Below are 15,479 nucleotides of genomic sequence, written 5' to 3'. Positions count from 1 at the left end.
GTTACGCGCGGTATTACGCGACGCGCAGCGTTACCTTGTGCAGTTCCTTTTCCACCTTCGCATCGGGGTGGCCGGCATGGAATTCCTCACCGGGCAGCAGCTTGAGGTCAGTGATGGTGTCGAGCGGCAGGACGCTCCATTCCCCCATGGGCGGCACGCGCTTTTCGTGGGCATCCTCACCACGATAGATCAGCACCTGCGGCTTGCCGTCACGCTCGCCCAGTGCGTGGGGGGAGCCGATGTAGTTCTTGGCATCGAAAGTAAAACCGACAGCAGTTTTCTTGCTGATGGCGTCACGAAGCATGTTTTCAACGGACATGGCTGTTTTCCATTCAGGTAGATATTGACACGCTCCCGCATGTTATAACGGGCTGTGAGCGTTATAGCCTGTCTGGCCGGGCGCAGAAGGGGCGGGAATGGTCCATTGTTGCAACACAGCCCTGCACGGCCCGGCGTGGCCGTCAGGAAACCGTATCGAACAGCAGCTTGAAATTGAGCACGAGAATGACCGCCGCCACGACCCATGACAGGAGGGCCACGGGCCGCGATATGGCAAAAGGCCCCATCTTGCGCCGGTCAGACACAAACATGACCAGCGGTATGACTGCAAAGGGCAGTTGCATGGACAGGATGACCTGGCTGAGCATGAGCAGCCGCCCCACGCCCTGGTCGCCATACAGCGCGGTCACAACCACCACCGGGGCGATGGCCAGCCCGCGCGTGAGCAGCCGCCGCGCCCAGGGGGGCATGTGCAGCCGCAGAAAGCCTTCCATGATGATCTGGCCTGCCAGCGTGCCGGTAATGGTGGAGTTGGTACCCGCCGCCAGCAGGGCCACCGCAAACAGCGTGGACGCGATGCCCAGCCCCAGAATGGGGGAAAGCAGGCGGTAGGCATCCTCGATTTCGGCCACGTCCTGATGGCCGCTGGTGTGAAAGGCCGCTGCCGCCACGATCAGGATGGCGGCATTGATGAACAGCGCCAGCATGAGCGCAATCGTGCTGTCCCATGTGGCCCAGCGGATCGCATCCCGCCGCCCTGCCTCTGTGCGGGGAAAGGCGCGGGTCTGCACGATGGAGGAATGCAGGTAGAGGTTATGCGGCATGACCGTGGCCCCGATGATGCCGATGGCGATATAGAGCATCTGGCTGTTGGTCACGATTGCAGCGTGGGGGATGAACCCTGCCAGCACGGCGGCAATGGCCGGCTGGGCCGCGACAACCTGCACGGCAAAGCACAGGGCGATGATGCTGAGCAGCCCGATCACGAAGGCCTCGAGGTAACGGAAGCCCCGGTTCATGAGAAAGAGCACGATAAAGACATCGAGCACCGATATGACCGCTCCCATGAGCAGGGAAATGCCAAACAGCAGTTGCAGCGCCACCGCCGTGCCAATCACTTCCGCCAAGTCGCACGCCGTGATGGCCAGTTCACAGGCCAGCCACAGCATGATGTTCACGGCAGGGGGGAAGTGGTCGCGGCAGGCCTGCGCAAGGTCACGCCCGGTGGCGATGCCCAGCCGGGCCGAGAGCGATTGCAAAAGCACGGCCATGAAGTTTGACAGCCCGATAACCGCCAGCAGCGTATAGCCAAACTGCGCGCCGCCCTGCAGGTCGGTGGCCCAGTTGCCGGGGTCCATGTAGCCGACCGACACCATAAAGCCTGGCCCCATGAAGGCCAGCAGCCGCCGCAGCCATGAGGCCCCGGCCTGCGGCACCCGCACGGAGGCAAACGCTTCCGGCAGGCTGTTCTGGTCGGGTCCGGATGTTTTTTCAAACCGCCAGGCAGTGTTCCGGGTGGAGCGGGTCGGGGTTGGGCGGTCTGGCATCATGCTGTGACTTAATCGTATCGGCCTGAAATATGCAATACGCTATATTAGATAGCATAAGAAAATATCATCAGCTTATGGTATGATCTGGATGATGCGGGGAGAGGCATTGCAAAATGGATATTTTCTCCTTTGAATGGTGTGATAATAATATAATTATTATGATTTATAAAATATTGTAAATTAATTTTATGATGGAATAAGAAATGAATAATTAAATAGGACGTGATCTAGTCGAGTAGACCGAGGGAGCATCCAAAAAAATACTTTTATATGTAGAATATGATGAAGGATATATTTCTGATGCCATTTTTTTTCTGAATGATCATGGCACGATCGAATACAGGATGTGTTCGGTGGCGTTAGGGGATCTGCTGTTTGACTTCTGGCACGAATGCAAAAACAACGATGCGCATGATGTGTAGAGAATCATGTTCTATAAAATAGAAAGTGACAGTAGAAAATATAATTTAAATATCCGAATGAAGTCAATATTTATAAAGAGAATACCTAGCGTAGCGATGCAGTAAAATCTTTTTTTTGGAAATCAGACGTAGATTATTCACATACTTTACGACGGCTGGAAGATAAGGGGAAACGCGCGGAGGCGGCGCTGGCGAACACAGGCCGTGGCGATGAATGACCCGGTTGTGACGCGTCGGACGCGATGAAGGTATATTTCAAAAGGCAGCGCTGTTTGCGGTTACGCCGCAATCTGAAACCGCGTTCAGGGAACGGTCAGTCAACAGGGCAGGGAACCCATATGGCCACGGGGCGTGATTCTGCCCTGTGGCCATATGCGCATTCCATTGCCGTCAGCGCATGCCGCCGCCCAGCGTGGCGCTGACCACGCCTGCGATCACGCCGGTGGTGACGGCCGTCAGCAGGTACTGGTTGCCATAGCGCATCCACTGGTAGCCTGATGGCGGGGCGGAAAGGCCGCGATGGCTCTGCCAGTCATTGACAATCCAGCGGCTGTTGCGCGGGCCATCATAACGCTCGCCCTGATGCCATACCCGGTTCATGTCCGGGTTATTGTCATGCCAGCCGCCATCACGGTTGCCGCCTGGGCCTGCCATGCGGCGGTCGGAGCCACCATGCGGGGCAGGGCGGTGCGCAGGGCCGGGTGCCGGGCCACCACGATGATCGGCGCCGGCGTGGGGCTCTGCATGGGGGCCTTCATGGCCAGCGGGGCCACCCATGCCGCCCGGACCGGATGCCTGCGGCCCCCCAAAGGGCTGGGCCTGGGCCGATGTGGCAAAGCCCAGAAGACATGCTGCGCCAAGTGCCAGAAAAGAGTGTTTTTTCATTATGTTTACAGGCCTGATCCTGAGTGTTGGGTTAACCCTGATCCTAAAAAATGCAGGAAGGGTTAAAAATGATTAGTATTCCCGCACGGTACGACGCCATGCCGTATGCGGAGATCAGAAAGCCCCGGGCTCTGTCCGGGCCATTGTGGTCATGGAACCAGTAAGGTCGACTGTCAGACTGCATATTCCTATAAGCGTGAACATCCGGTCATATGGTGCCATCTGCTGCTTTGTGCAGCCCCATGCAGCCATCACGGCAAGCGCGGGGAACCGGAATATCAGCATTCACCAAGCCCGTTGCCGTTGGTCCAGTATATATACAAGCATATTCATATCCGGAATATGGCAATTTCAATAGTTTTCGTAATAAGATATGCCTGCTGTTATCATACGCGACTGAAATGGAACCCGTGCAAAACCTCCTTATCGCCCCGTTTCGAGTGCGACCCGCCCTGCGGTGGCCAGCGCCACATCGGCCTGGGGCGTATGAATGCGCGCGCAGAGCACGTTGCGGTAATGCCGTTCAAGCGGGTTGTCCTGGCTCAGCCCCGGGTTGCCAATGGCGGCAAGGCCGAGCTCAACAGACTTTATGGCGTTTTCCGTGACCATATACTTGGCCAGATTGGCCTCATGCGCGGGGTAGTTGCCGCTTTCGGCCCTGGTCAGCGCGGTTTCAATCAGGCTTTCATTGACCATCAGCAGGGCATCGATCTCGCCCAGCAGGGTCTGGAAACGCGGCAGCGTGGCCAGCGGCTTGCCCAGCGCGGTCGGTACGCGCTCATGCAGGAAGGTAATCAGCCAGTCCCGTGCCGCGCGGGCCACGCCATCATACAGGCAGGCAATGGCCAGTACATGCCCCAGCACCAGCGAGCCGTCGCGGTTGTGCCATTCTTCGGGCGCGCGCAGGTCCACCAGCGCCGTGTCGGGCAGTTCCACGTTATCGAACACGACCGTATGGCTGCCCGTGGCGCGCATGCCCATCTGGTTCCAGCTGCGCTCTATGCTCACGCCGGGCAGGGTCAGGTCCACGAGCACCTGCCCCACGCGTGGCTCCGGCTCATCGGTCGCGGCCCAGACCGTGCCCCAGCGCAGGGCCGTGGAGCCGGTGGAATAGATCTTGCGTCCGTTCAGCCGCGGCCGGCCATCCACCCATGTGATGCGCGTGCCCGGCAGCCCACCGCGTGAGGGCGTGCCCAGTTCAGGTTCGACCCGCAGCGCGTTGATCAGCGCGCCCTCGCGCAGGGCGGTCTCGATCACCTGCCTGCGCGCGGCCTGCGGCCAGTTCGTGGCCGTGGCAATGATGGCGTGCTGCAGGTAGTGCATGCCAACAATCAGCGCCGTGGTGGGGTCGCCTTTGGCCAGCGTGCCGATCACCTCGACAATCTGCCGCAGGCCACCCCCCTGGCCGCCATCCGCGCGGGCTATGGTCAGGCCCAGCAGGCCAGCCGCGCGCACGTCATCAAGGTTATCGGTTGCAATCTCCCCCGAGCGATCATACGCCGCCGCGCGCTGCGCAAAACGGGCTGCCATGTCCGTCAGGGTGGCTTTGGTCGGGGCGGGGGAGGGCGCTGCGTTCATGGATCACCTGTTTCCTTGCTACGGCTGTTCATGCCTGCCCGCGTGTGGGTGAAAGCACGCGGACGGTACCATCAAAATGCCCCATGGCGGGGAAAAAGAAGCGCTGCATAACGCACGACATGTATCCTGTCTGACAGATACGGCATAATTATAACACTATCAATAGTGATTTTATGGTTTCACCATGATTAATGGTTTCATGCATGATTCCGTCCCTGCCCGGTGGAGCCGATGCCCGCAAGGAGGAAAAAAACAGTTTACGCCCAGAACGATAATAGCCCGAAAACGCTTATGTTCCGGTCGCCTTTTCGCCTGCCGGCGCATTGGGGCCGAAAGGGCGGCCTGTTGTTTTTTTGATATGATGGGGCAAGTAAAAAAATATCCGTTGCGTGCATATGGTCCTGCCGATAAGGGCAGGGCGCGTGCTATACAATGCAGCTTTTATTTTGTGGGTGTTCCGGTGGTCCTGTTTTTTTCCGGCCTGATTGCGCTTGTGCTTCTGGTCGCGCTCAATATATTTATTTCGCTGTCGGAAATATCATTTGCCGCCGCCCGTGATGCCCGCCTGCGCTCCCGCGCCGAGGCGGGCGATGAACGGGCCATCGCCTTCCTGAAATTGCGGCGCAACAGCGGCCAGGTCATGACCGTGTTGCAGATCTGCCTCAACGGCGTGGGCGTGCTTGGCGGCATGATCAGTTCGCAGATGCTCTCGCCCTCGCTCACGCATGGCTTTACGCAGTGGGGCCTGAGCGAGGCCACGGCCGGGACGCTGGCCTCCGTGCTGGGGTTCATGCTGGTTACCGGCCTGTTCGTGCTGTTTGCCGACCTGCTGCCCAAGCGCATCGCCATGAACGCGCCCGACAAGATCGCGCTGGCCGTGGGGTGGTTTCCGGCCCTAGCGCTGCGGCTGCTCTTTCCCATCGTGTGGGTGTTTTCCAAGGTGTCGGATGCGATCCTGCGCGCGCTGCGCATTCCGGCGGCCTCGGCGGTGGAACCTGTAACGCCCGAGGACCTGCGGGCCATTCTTGCCGCCGGTACCGCCTCGGGCGTGCTGCTCGAGCAGGAACACCAGATGATCCAGAACGTGCTGGGGTTGCAGGACCGTTCCATCACCTCCGCCATGACCCCGCGTGACGAGATCGTGTTCCTTGACCTGCAGGAAACCACCGAGATGCAGAAGACCAAGGTGCGCGCCAAGCCGTATTCCCGCTATCCTTTATGCAATGGCGGGCTGGACAATGTGGTGGGCTCCATCCGGGCGGAAGACGTGCTGGCCGCCGTGGTGGACCGCGACCCCGCCAGCCCTGAGCCGCCCGTGCGCAAGGGTGGTCCTTCGGCTGAAAGCCCGATCTTTCAGGTGCGCCGCGACGTGCTCTCGGTGCCCGAAACCATCAATTTGTGGGATACGCTGGCCCAGTTCGACATCCATGGCGTGGGTTTTGCGCTGGTGGTCAATGAATACGGGCTGGTCGTGGGGCTGATTACCTTCAAGGACATCATGGGGGCGCTGATGGGGGGCGTGGCCAACCCGTTCGAGGAGCAGCTGATCGTGCGGCGCGATGCCAATTCGTGGCTGATTGATGGCGCGGCCTCGATCGGGGATGTGCGACGTGAACTTGACGCCACCGATCTGGATGAAGCCGGGCCGTTCGATACGATCGGCGGCTTCATCATGCACCGCCTGCGCCGCATGGCGCGCAAGGCGGACCGGGTGGATACGATGGGCTTCCGCTTTGAGGTGGTTGACGTGGAAGGCTTTCGCATCAACCAGCTTCTTGTGACCCGCCTGAACTGAACTGAACTGAACTGAACGGATAGCGGATGCCGCAATATGCCCGCGTCAGGCGTCAGTTCTCTTTTTGAGGTACGGTGATGGATTGATATTCCAACACCGGGCCGTTGTGACTGGTTGATTTTATCTTGCCCGTCAGCGTGACGTACTGCCCCAGGTAAGACGTGAACTCGCTGATTGAGTTCTTCGGGTCATGTTCCGTGATCGGGAGGAACGTCGTGGGCGTTACGTTGCTGTCCTCGATGTAGTCACCTTCTCCCGTATTTTCAACTTCCTTGAGCCGGTAAGGTGTATCTGTTTTCAATACGGCGTATTTATAATAATCACCCGAATTCCTGTCCCGTGTTTCAATAAACTCTATTGTGCCTTTGATTGTAATATCTGACCCATCATCTACGGTAGTCGTGTAGTTGGGTGCGGAATATTTAATAACCAGAGTGGTGTCATGATCACCGCTGGCATGGATCGGACCTGAAAAACCGCAGAGAGCGAAAACAGAAATGACTAATGAGGAAGCAGAGATCTTGCCCCATGAGACAACAGTGCGGCGCATATTAGGTTCCGTACTTGTGCTGAAAGAAAGGGGAAGAACTGAACGCCAGCAGGCAGCGTCCATTCACGCGACAAAACCTACCCTAGACCGAATTCCCTGATTGTCCAACGCGCTGGGGGCAGGCCCGCCCGGCCGCCACCGCCGTAGGCGGCCGGGATTTCATGCCAGGTTTATGGTCAGCCGGGAGCATCAGTCTTTCTGCGGCATGTCCGGCTCAGGGGCCAGGCAGTTTTTCGCGGGGAAGTGCGGCAGCGGGGTGCAGCCTTCGGGCGTGTTGTTGCGCAGGCATGTGGCGAAGTCGGCAAAGGCGGCCCCGCGTGGGTCAGATGCGCGCCAGACCAGCCCGATCGTGCGGCTTGCGGCGGGAATGGGCTGGACCGTGATCAGCCCATCCCATTCGCCACGGTTGCGCAGGGCGAGGCGGGGAATGAGCGAATAGCCTTCGCCCGCTCCAATCATGTGCCACAGCATCTCGAGGCTTGCGGCGAGGCGTTCTGGCTCGTGGTTTGATGTCATGCCGCACAGGGCCAGCGCCTGGTCGCGCAGGCAGTGCCCGTCTTCAAGCAAAAGCAGGTCCGGGCCCTTCAGGTCGAGCATGGTCAGGTTCTTGCGCTCGGCCAGCGCATGCTCGGCGGGGAAGGCGGCCAGGAACGGCTCGCTGAACAGCGGCACGCTATGAAAGCCCTCGCCACTGACCGGCAGGGCCGCGAGCACGATATCGAGTTCATCATGGCGCAGCATGCGCAGCATGATGTCGGTCAGGCTGTCGGTCAGGCGCAGTTGCAGTTGCGGGTAGTTGTGTCGCAGCAGTGGCAGCAGGTTGGGCACGTAATAGGGGCCGAGCGTTGCAATCACGCCAATGCGCAGCAACCCTTCAAGCGAGCCGGTGCGCACGCGCGCGGCCTCAATCATCGCGCGGGCGGCAGCCAGCACCTCGCGCCCCATGCCGATCAGCCGTGCACCATCAGGCGTGGGGGCGACATGGCGGCGCGAGCGCTCGAACAGGACCACGCCCAGCAGGGCCTCAAGCTTGCGCACCTGCTCCGACAGGCCGCCCTGGCTCACGCCGCACCGCTCGGCAGCGCGTGAAAAGTTGCGCAGGTCATCGACCGCCACAACATATTCGATATCACGCAGGGAGAGGCCGGAGAGAGGAATGTAGGTCATGCGTATAGATAGAACCTATTTTGACTCATTTGTAAAAAGGTTTCTCCTATCACAGACATTGACAGAAACTGTTTCTGCGCATTTCGTGGGCGTGGGATAAGAACCCGTCGATAACTGACACGCGAAACCAAGGAGCATTCCAATGGCACGCATCAATGACTCGCTGAAACCGTTCGCGACCGACGCCTTCCATAACGGCCAGTTCATCAAGGTGACCGATGCTGACGTGAAGGGCAAATGGTCCGTCTTTTTCTTCTATCCTGCAGATTTCACCTTTGTCTGCCCGACGGAACTCGAAGACCTCGCGGATAATTACGCAGCCTTCCAGAAGCTGGGCGTGGAAATCTATTCGGTCTCGACCGACAAGCATTTCACCCACAAGGCGTGGCATGACACGTCGCCCGCCATCAGCAAGATCAAGTATGTCATGCTCGGCGACCCGACGGGCCATATCGCACGTAATTTTGATGTGTATATCGAGGAAGCGGGCGTGGCCGACCGCGGTGCGTTCTTGCTCGATCCCGAGGGCAAGATCCAGTACATCGAGATCACGGCAGGCAGCGTTGGCCGCAGTGCAGCCGAACTGCTCGCCAAGATCGAGGCGGCGCAGTATGTCGCCTCCCACCCCGGTGAAGTCTGCCCCGCGAAGTGGAAGGAAGGCAGCGCCACGCTGACCCCCTCGCTCGACCTCGTGGGCAAGATCTGATCCTGCCTCCGGCCCGGCCCCGCACCACGCAGGGGCCGGGCCGGAACCCCGCACACCCTGCCTGAAAAAGTGGAGAGACGTGCCATGTTGCAAGATGCCATCAAGACGCAGCTCAAGGGTTACCTCGCCAGCCTCGTGCACCCCATCGTGCTCGAAGCCTCGCTGGATGACACCCCGCCCTCGCGTGAGATGCATGAGCTGCTGCACGAGGTCGCCGCCCTTTCCGACAGGGTGCAGGTGAGGGAGCAGGGCGAGGCCACGCGCAGGCCCTCCTTTGTCATCAAACAGGTCGGGGCGAAGGGGGCGGGCGTGAGCTTTGCCGCCATCCCCATGGGTCATGAATTCACGTCCTTCGTGCTTGCCATGCTGCAGGTGGGCGGGCATGCGCCCAAATTCTCCGATGACATGGTGGCCCAGATCCGCGCCCTGCCGGGGCATTACGATTTCGAGACCTATGTGGCGCTTTCATGCCAGAACTGCCCCGACGTGGTGCAGGCGCTCAACGCCATGAGCGTCATCAACCCCAATATCCGCAACGTGACGATAGACGGCGCGCTGTTTCCCGATGAAGTGACGGCGCGCAACATCATGTCGGTGCCGCAGGTCTACCTCAATGGCAAGCTGTTCGAGACCGGACGCGCCGATGCAGGGCAGATCCTGGCGAAGCTCGATGCGGAGGCGCCAAAGCGTGCCGCGGCCAAGCTGAAGGACATCGCGCCCTTTGACGTGCTGATCATCGGCAGTGGCCCGGCAGGGGCCTCGGCTGCAATCTATGCGGCGCGCAAGGGCGTGCGCACCGGGCTGGTGGCCGAGCGTTTTGGCGGCCAGATGATGGATACCGAAGGCATCGAGAACTTCATCTCCGTGCCCGAGACCACCGGCCCCAGGCTCTCGGCAGCACTTGAAGCCCATGTGCGCGCCTATGATGTCGATGTGATACCGGGCGAGGTGGCGACAGAACTCTTCCCTGCCGTCCATCCCGGCGGGCTGCATGGCGTGGCGCTGGAAAGTGGCGCGATCCTGCACGCCCGCACCATTATCGTGGCCACTGGCGCGCACTGGCGCCACCTCGGCGTGCCGGGCGAGGAGGAATACCGCAACAAGGGTGTTGCCTACTGCCCGCATTGCGATGGCCCGTTCTACAAGGGCAAGCGCGTGGCGGTGGCGGGCGGCGGCAATAGCGGGGTGGAGGCGGCCATCGACCTTGCCGGTATCGTGGCCCATGTCACCCTGCTCCAGCGCGGCTCCCACCTCAAGGCCGATAAGGTGCTGTGTGACAAGCTCGCCACCCTGCCCAACGTGACCGTGCTGACCGAGGCGCTGACCACCCGCATCGAGGGCAATGGCCGTAACGTGACCGGCCTGACCTATCGCGGTGGCGACGGGGCGGACCATCATGTCGATCTTGAAGGCGTGTTCGTGCAGATTGGCCTGCTGCCCAATACGGACTGGCTGAAGGACACGGTGGAGCGCAATGCGTTTGGCGAGATCGTGGTCAATGACCATGGCGCGACCTCGGTGCCCGGCGTGTTTGCCGCAGGCGATGCCACCACCACGCCCTACAAGCAGATCGTCATTGCCATAGGCGATGGTGCCAAGGCGGCGCTATCAGCGTTTGACTATCTCATCCGCGTGCCCGCGCCGGTTGAAAAGAAGGTGCCTGCCTGAAGAAGGTTCTGGTGAAGCTTTTTTCAAAAAGCTTCGGATAACGCCGCCTTATTGAAAAAAGGCGGCACCCGGAACCCTTTATTGCCTGCTGACTGCCATATGGCAGGCAACCCGCGCGGGTGCCTGCCGTTGGGCCAGAACAGGCAGCATGCAGGGGTCAGCCCATGCCTCATGAGCGGTCAATCGGGTCGCCACTGCACGAAAGAGCCTGCATCACTTCGTACGGAGGCAGAGCAATGGCCTACAGGACCGTCAATCCGTTTACCAACGAGACCCTCGCGACATTCCCTGATCTGACAGATGCTGAACTGGCGCAGAAGCTCGATTGCGCCCAGGCAACCTATAAACAGTGGTCGAAACAGCCCTTCAGCGCCCGAGCGGCCATTGTGGGGCGCGCGGCCCAGCTGCTGCGCCAGAACAACGAGCATTACGCCCGCCTGCTCACACTCGAGATGGGCAAACTCTACCGTGAAAGCCTGGCGGAAGTCGAACTCTCGGCCGACATCTTGCAATATTACGCTGATCATGCCGAGGAATTCCTCGCCCCCCAGAAACTGACCGAAAAGAGCGGCCGGGGCGACAATGCCATGCTGATCAGCCAGCCGCTGGGCATCGTGTTCGCCATCGAGCCGTGGAACTTCCCCTATTACCAGCTTGCCCGTGTGGTCGGGCCGCAGTTCATGGCGGGTAACGTGGTGGTGGTCAAGCATGCCTCCAACGTGCCGCAATCGGCTGCCGCCTTCGAGCAGCTTTTCCGCGATGCTGGCGCGCCGGAAGGGCTGTACACCAACCTTTACGCCACGCGTGACCAGTTGGGCGAGATCATTGCCGATGACCGCGTGATTGGCGTGGCGCTGACCGGCAGCGAGGGGGCAGGAGCCATCGTGGCGGCGCAGGCGGGCAAGGCGCTCAAGAAAACCACCATGGAACTCGGCGGCAGCGATGCCTTTATCGTGCTGGATGATGCCGATATGGAAAAAGCCGTCAAATGGGCGGTATGGGGGCGGATGAACAATGGCGGGCAGTGTTGTGTTGCCTCAAAGCGCATTATCGTGGCGGATGCGATTGCCGATGAATTCCTCGACCGCTTCCAGACCGCTCTGGCCAGGCTCGTGCCCGGCGACCCGATGGATGAGAAAAGCGGCGTGCCACCCCTTTCATCCCAGGGTGCGGCGGACCAGCTGAACGACCAGGTTGCCCTTGCGGTCAAGCATGGCGCCATCGCCATCCGCGTGGGCGAGGCCCCGCCCGAGACCGGGGCTTTCGTGCAGACAACCATCCTGACCGGCGTCACGCCGGAGAACCCGATCTTCCATCAGGAACTGTTCGGCCCCGTGGCCATGTTCTTTCGCGTGCGCGATGATGAGGAAGCCATACAGCTCGCCAATGACAACCCATACGGGCTGGGCGGCTCCGTCTTTACCAGCGATACCGCGCGCGGCGTGCGGGTGGCCGAGCAGATCGAGACCGGCATGGTCTATATCAATCACCCCACATGGACCACATGCGACCTGCCCTTTGGCGGGGTCAAGCGCTCGGGGTTCGGGCGGGAGCTGTCCTCGCTCGGCATTCAGGAATTCGTCAACAAGAAGCTGATTGACGTGGTGCCGATCGACGCGGCCCCGTGATCTTTTGACAAAAACTGCGGATGCTGCCTTTACGACGGATGAGGGGCAGCAGGCAGCGCAGCACTGGCATGCGCGCCATCCATTGCTGCGGGCCGTGCCGTGGGCTGCGGGGCGGTGGCGGTAACGGGGGCCGCAGGCAGCCAGCCGCCTTCAAAGCCTGCGCGTTCAAGCCCGGTGCGGATATAGGGGCTGCGCTTCATCACGTTCCATACCAGCCCGCTGCGCCAGTTTTCAATCATGAGCAGGATCGGCCCCTGGTCGATGCCAAGATATTCATGGTCGGTCCAGAATGTCTTTCCATCGTGAAAGCTGGGGTTGAAGGCATCAACAAAGCCATACCGGCCGTAAATCTGCTGGCCATAGCGCGTTTTCATGTCGTGCAGGGTGGGCAGCACGATCTCGGGCGCAAACGCGATGGAACCGGCAGCGGCGGTCGGCGCGATGGTGCCGTCATCAAGCGTGTAGTCACGCCCCGCGCCCCGGGCGGAATAGGCCAGGAAATGCCGTGGCTGCCCGTCGATCTGCTGTGTGGCGTCACCTGGGCCGTCACACGCCGTCAGGCCCCACATCGTGGCGCTGTAGCCCTGCCACTTGCCGGGATTGGCAATGGCATAGGCCTGCTGGGCATAGACCGCGCGGCGGCTGTTCTCGAAATAGTCGATCTGCTTTTCACGCGCCCACGCATCATGCAACCCGCGAAAATCGATCCACGCATGGGTGTACTGGTGGCCAAAGAGCGGGGCGAAGTTGAGAAAGGTCTGGCCGTAATAATCGCCCCAGCGCTGGTTGTTGGTGGCAAGCCAGGCCTGCCACGAGGCGGGCTCCAGCCCGTGCGTCGGCGCGCCGAGGGCAAGGATATAGGCCATCATCCCCTCGCTGTAGCCTTCCCAGTAATTGGGGATGAACTGGTGCTCGGGGCTCCAGCCCATGCTCAGGCGGTTATCGGGCCTGCGCATCCACTGCCAGTCCACGCGCGTGTACAACCTGTCCGCCAGGGTGCGGATTTCATGCTCGGGGGCCGTGTCGCGGGTGTAATAGGCCTGCGCGAACAGCACGCCCTGCATGAGCAGTGATGTGTCGATGCTGGAGAGTTCGATATCGCGGTTGAAGCGCAGCCCGGTCGTGCGGTCGAGGAAGTGGTAGTAAAAGCCATGATAACCGGCGGCCTTGTCCGGGCTGTCATTCTGCGGGCTCTGCATCAGGTAGCGCAGGGTGGCGAGCGTGCGCTGCACCGCCTGCGCGCGCGTGATATAGCCACGCTCGGCCCCGATGCCATAGGCGGTGAGCCCAAAACCCACGGACGCCACGCTGCTCAGGGTCTGGGGCGAGGGGTAGCGGTCGGGTATGAGGCCGGTGCGCGGGTCGCCCGCATCCCAGAACCACTGGAAGGTGCGCCGTTCAAGGTCATTGACCATGATGGTGTCGGCAGTACCGGTCGTGGCGGCGGCGGTCTGTGCAGGGGCTGCAGGCGTCGTGGCCCAGAGGGGAGGAGCGGACGCGCAGCACAGCATTGCCGAGAGGGCTACGGCTGCATAGCCCCGCATGTGGGTAAATCGCAAAGCCCGGTCTCCTGCCTGGTGCTATTGCATGCCGTTATGAATTCAGATCAGGCATGCTGGCAAGGTCCGGGCCTCGCTTTGGGCACGTGAGTTGCATTGCAAATTGTAACGTCTGTGCCATGCGCCGCACGTCTATCCCTACAGGAGGCGGGGTTAACGCGCCGCAGCCTGCGGGGGCGTTGCCTGCCGAGCCGTGGCCTGGGCATCGGGTGGGGCCTGCCAGCCCAGGCCAAGGGCTTTTTGCAGCGCGATGTAATCCGTGGTCATGCTTGCGCGCGCCTGCGCCTGCTGCTGCTCGATCTGGATGCGCTGGCGTTCGACATCCAGCGCGTCGATGACCGAGAGCGTGCCCGCGCGCTGGCGCTGCTGGGCCAGTGTCCATGATTGGTCGGAGGCGGTGCGGGCCTCATCGAGCTTGAGCACGTATTCGCGCTGGTGGCCAAAGCGCGACAGGCTGCCTTCAGCATCCTGCAGGGCCGCGAGCACGACGCTCTGGTAATGCGCAAGCGCCGCATCACGCCCGCCTTTGGCCTGCCCCACGCGCGAGTTGGTGCGGGCAAAGTTCAGGATGCTCCATTCCAGCGTCGGGCCACCCATGTAGGAAAAACTGTCACCCGAAAAAAAGCGCTGCCCGTTGGCGCCGGTAAAGCCCACCGTGCCAAACAGGCTGATCTTGGGGAAATACTGGCCAATGGCCTGACCGATCTGGGCATTATTGGCGGCAATATCACGCTCGGCCACGCGAATGTCGGGCCGCCTGCGGATCATGTCGGCAGGGTTGCCCACGGGCACGACCGCAGGCGGCACGGGCACGGGGGCGGGGCTTGCCAGCATGGCGTCAAGCTGGCCGGGTTCGCGGCCCACAAGGGTGGCGAGTGCATCCATATAGCTGGCCTGCTGGGCCTTCATCGGGGCAATGGCGCCTTCGACCTGCGCAAGCTGGCCTGCAAAGCGGGCCACGTCCTCCTGCGATACGGTGCCCTGGGCGCGGCGCTGGCGGGTCAGGTCAAGCATCTGGCGCTCGATCGTGATCGTGCGCTCCATCAGCGCCAGGCGGTTCTGCACATCGCGCAGGCTGACATAGTTGCGTGCCACATCGGCCACGAGCCTAAGCCTTGTATCGGCCATCTGGGCCAGTTGCGCCTCGCTTTGGGCGCGCGCGCCTTCATAGCCGCGCCGGTTGCCGCCAAAGGGGTCGATTTCCCAGCTTGCGTCAAAACCCGCGCCATAGGAATCGGACTTGATGGCTGGCGGCAACGTCAGGCCCTGCTCGGCCCCGCTGCCGCCAAGCACGGACGTAATATCACCCGTGGGGATGCGCGTGCGGTCCCAGAAGGCGGCAGCCCCGCCACCGGGGAAGAAGCCCGCAAAACGCTCGCGCTGGGTGGCGCGCGCGGTGTGCAGGCGGGCTGCGGCCTGTTTCACGTCAGGGCTGTTTTGCAGCGCGGTGGTGATGAGCGTGTTCAGGATCGGGTCATTGAGTCCGGTCCACCACTGCGCCAGGGGTTCCTGCGCCGGGGTGCGCGCGGGATCAGCGCGGTTGAAGGCCTGCGCATGCTCGGCTTTGGGGGCCACATGGGGCGGGCCCTTGTAGTCCGGCCCGACCGAGCAGGCGGCAAGGGGGAGGCTGGCCGCCATGCCCAGCACGAGGTGGCGTGGCGTGCGGCACAGGGAGGGGAAAAGGCGCTTCAT

General features: G+C 61.3%; 12 protein-coding genes. 4 read left to right on the top strand and 8 right to left on the bottom strand.

The features are described 5' to 3' along the window. Positions 1–13: 13 nt before the first annotated feature. The 4 genes from OQZ28_RS11300 to OQZ28_RS11285 form a co-directional block, all read right to left on the bottom strand. A complete protein-coding gene (locus OQZ28_RS11300) occupies positions 14–319 on the bottom strand; it encodes a hypothetical protein (RefSeq protein WP_130731630.1) in 306 nt (101 codons plus the stop codon). Positions 320–461: 142 nt separating this feature from the next. Continuing rightward, on the bottom strand, positions 462–1,829 hold the full coding sequence (locus OQZ28_RS11295; protein WP_458136173.1) for an Nramp family divalent metal transporter: 1,368 nt from the start codon (positions 1,827–1,829) through the stop codon (positions 462–464). An 812-nt stretch (positions 1,830–2,641) separates the two neighbouring features. Further along, entirely contained in the window at positions 2,642–3,136 is a 495-nt protein-coding gene (locus tag OQZ28_RS11290) for an RcnB family protein (protein WP_458136172.1), read from the bottom strand. Between the two features lie 423 nt (positions 3,137–3,559). Next, positions 3,560–4,714, bottom strand: a complete 1,155-nt coding sequence (locus OQZ28_RS11285; protein WP_458136171.1) for an acyl-CoA dehydrogenase family protein — start codon at positions 4,712–4,714, stop codon at positions 3,560–3,562. A gap of 460 nt (positions 4,715–5,174) precedes the next feature. Here OQZ28_RS11285 and OQZ28_RS11280 point away from each other — a divergent pair, with 460 nt between their 5' ends. Further along, on the top strand, positions 5,175–6,509 hold the full coding sequence (locus OQZ28_RS11280) for a hemolysin family protein (RefSeq protein ID WP_458136170.1): 1,335 nt from the start codon (positions 5,175–5,177) through the stop codon (positions 6,507–6,509). A gap of 52 nt (positions 6,510–6,561) precedes the next feature. Here OQZ28_RS11280 and OQZ28_RS11275 read toward each other — a convergent pair whose 3' ends face one another. Beyond that, the gene (locus OQZ28_RS11275) at positions 6,562–7,059 is read right to left on the bottom strand and encodes a hypothetical protein (protein WP_458136169.1); all 498 of its coding nucleotides are present in this window, start codon (positions 7,057–7,059) and stop codon (positions 6,562–6,564) included. A gap of 189 nt (positions 7,060–7,248) precedes the next feature. Beyond that, entirely contained in the window at positions 7,249–8,226 is a 978-nt protein-coding gene (locus tag OQZ28_RS11270; RefSeq protein WP_458136168.1) for a hydrogen peroxide-inducible genes activator, read from the bottom strand. A 142-nt stretch (positions 8,227–8,368) separates the two neighbouring features. Between OQZ28_RS11270 and ahpC the strand changes: the two genes are divergently transcribed. From ahpC to OQZ28_RS11255, 3 genes are all read left to right on the top strand, one after another. After that, positions 8,369–8,932, top strand: a complete 564-nt coding sequence (gene ahpC / locus OQZ28_RS11265; protein ID WP_130731624.1) for an alkyl hydroperoxide reductase subunit C — start codon at positions 8,369–8,371, stop codon at positions 8,930–8,932. 84 nt (positions 8,933–9,016) lie between these two features. After that, complete coding sequence (gene ahpF, locus OQZ28_RS11260) at positions 9,017–10,600, top strand: alkyl hydroperoxide reductase subunit F (protein ID WP_458136167.1); 1,584 nt, start codon at positions 9,017–9,019, stop codon at positions 10,598–10,600. Positions 10,601–10,836: 236 nt separating this feature from the next. After that, positions 10,837–12,228, top strand: a complete 1,392-nt coding sequence (locus OQZ28_RS11255; protein ID WP_130731622.1) for an NAD-dependent succinate-semialdehyde dehydrogenase — start codon at positions 10,837–10,839, stop codon at positions 12,226–12,228. Between the two features lie 29 nt (positions 12,229–12,257). Here the strand turns inward: OQZ28_RS11255 and OQZ28_RS11250 are convergent, their stop codons facing one another. Together OQZ28_RS11250 and OQZ28_RS11245 are read right to left on the bottom strand one after the other, a co-directional pair. Then, positions 12,258–13,739, bottom strand: a complete 1,482-nt coding sequence (locus tag OQZ28_RS11250; RefSeq protein WP_458136220.1) for a glucoamylase family protein — start codon at positions 13,737–13,739, stop codon at positions 12,258–12,260. A gap of 201 nt (positions 13,740–13,940) precedes the next feature. Beyond that, positions 13,941–15,479: an efflux transporter outer membrane subunit gene (locus OQZ28_RS11245; RefSeq protein WP_458136166.1), complete on the bottom strand. Its 1,539-nt coding sequence runs from the start codon at positions 15,477–15,479 to the stop codon at positions 13,941–13,943.

Source organism: Komagataeibacter sp. NFXK3, assembly GCF_054182245.1.
This window is presented reverse-complemented; position numbering and strand designations above follow the sequence as displayed.

Excerpts from the sequence above, each read along its gene's own strand:
- OQZ28_RS11245 (WP_458136166.1), bottom strand. The coding sequence starts at position 15,479 with ATGAAGCGCCTTTTCCCCTCCCTGTGCCGCACGCCACGCCACCTCGTG.
- OQZ28_RS11285 (WP_458136171.1), bottom strand. The coding sequence starts at position 4,714 with ATGAACGCAGCGCCCTCCCCCGCCCCGACCAAAGCCACCCTGACGGAC.
- OQZ28_RS11290 (WP_458136172.1), bottom strand. The coding sequence starts at position 3,136 with ATGAAAAAACACTCTTTTCTGGCACTTGGCGCAGCATGTCTTCTGGGC.
- OQZ28_RS11275 (WP_458136169.1), bottom strand. The coding sequence starts at position 7,059 with ATGCGCCGCACTGTTGTCTCATGGGGCAAGATCTCTGCTTCCTCATTA.
- OQZ28_RS11255 (WP_130731622.1), top strand. The coding sequence starts at position 10,837 with ATGGCCTACAGGACCGTCAATCCGTTTACCAACGAGACCCTCGCGACA.
- OQZ28_RS11270 (WP_458136168.1), bottom strand. The coding sequence starts at position 8,226 with ATGACCTACATTCCTCTCTCCGGCCTCTCCCTGCGTGATATCGAATAT.
- OQZ28_RS11250 (WP_458136220.1), bottom strand. The coding sequence starts at position 13,739 with ATGCTGTGCTGCGCGTCCGCTCCTCCCCTCTGGGCCACGACGCCTGCA.
- ahpF (WP_458136167.1), top strand. The coding sequence starts at position 9,017 with ATGTTGCAAGATGCCATCAAGACGCAGCTCAAGGGTTACCTCGCCAGC.
- ahpC (WP_130731624.1), top strand. The coding sequence starts at position 8,369 with ATGGCACGCATCAATGACTCGCTGAAACCGTTCGCGACCGACGCCTTC.
- OQZ28_RS11300 (WP_130731630.1), bottom strand. The coding sequence starts at position 319 with ATGTCCGTTGAAAACATGCTTCGTGACGCCATCAGCAAGAAAACTGCT.
- OQZ28_RS11295 (WP_458136173.1), bottom strand. The coding sequence starts at position 1,829 with ATGATGCCAGACCGCCCAACCCCGACCCGCTCCACCCGGAACACTGCC.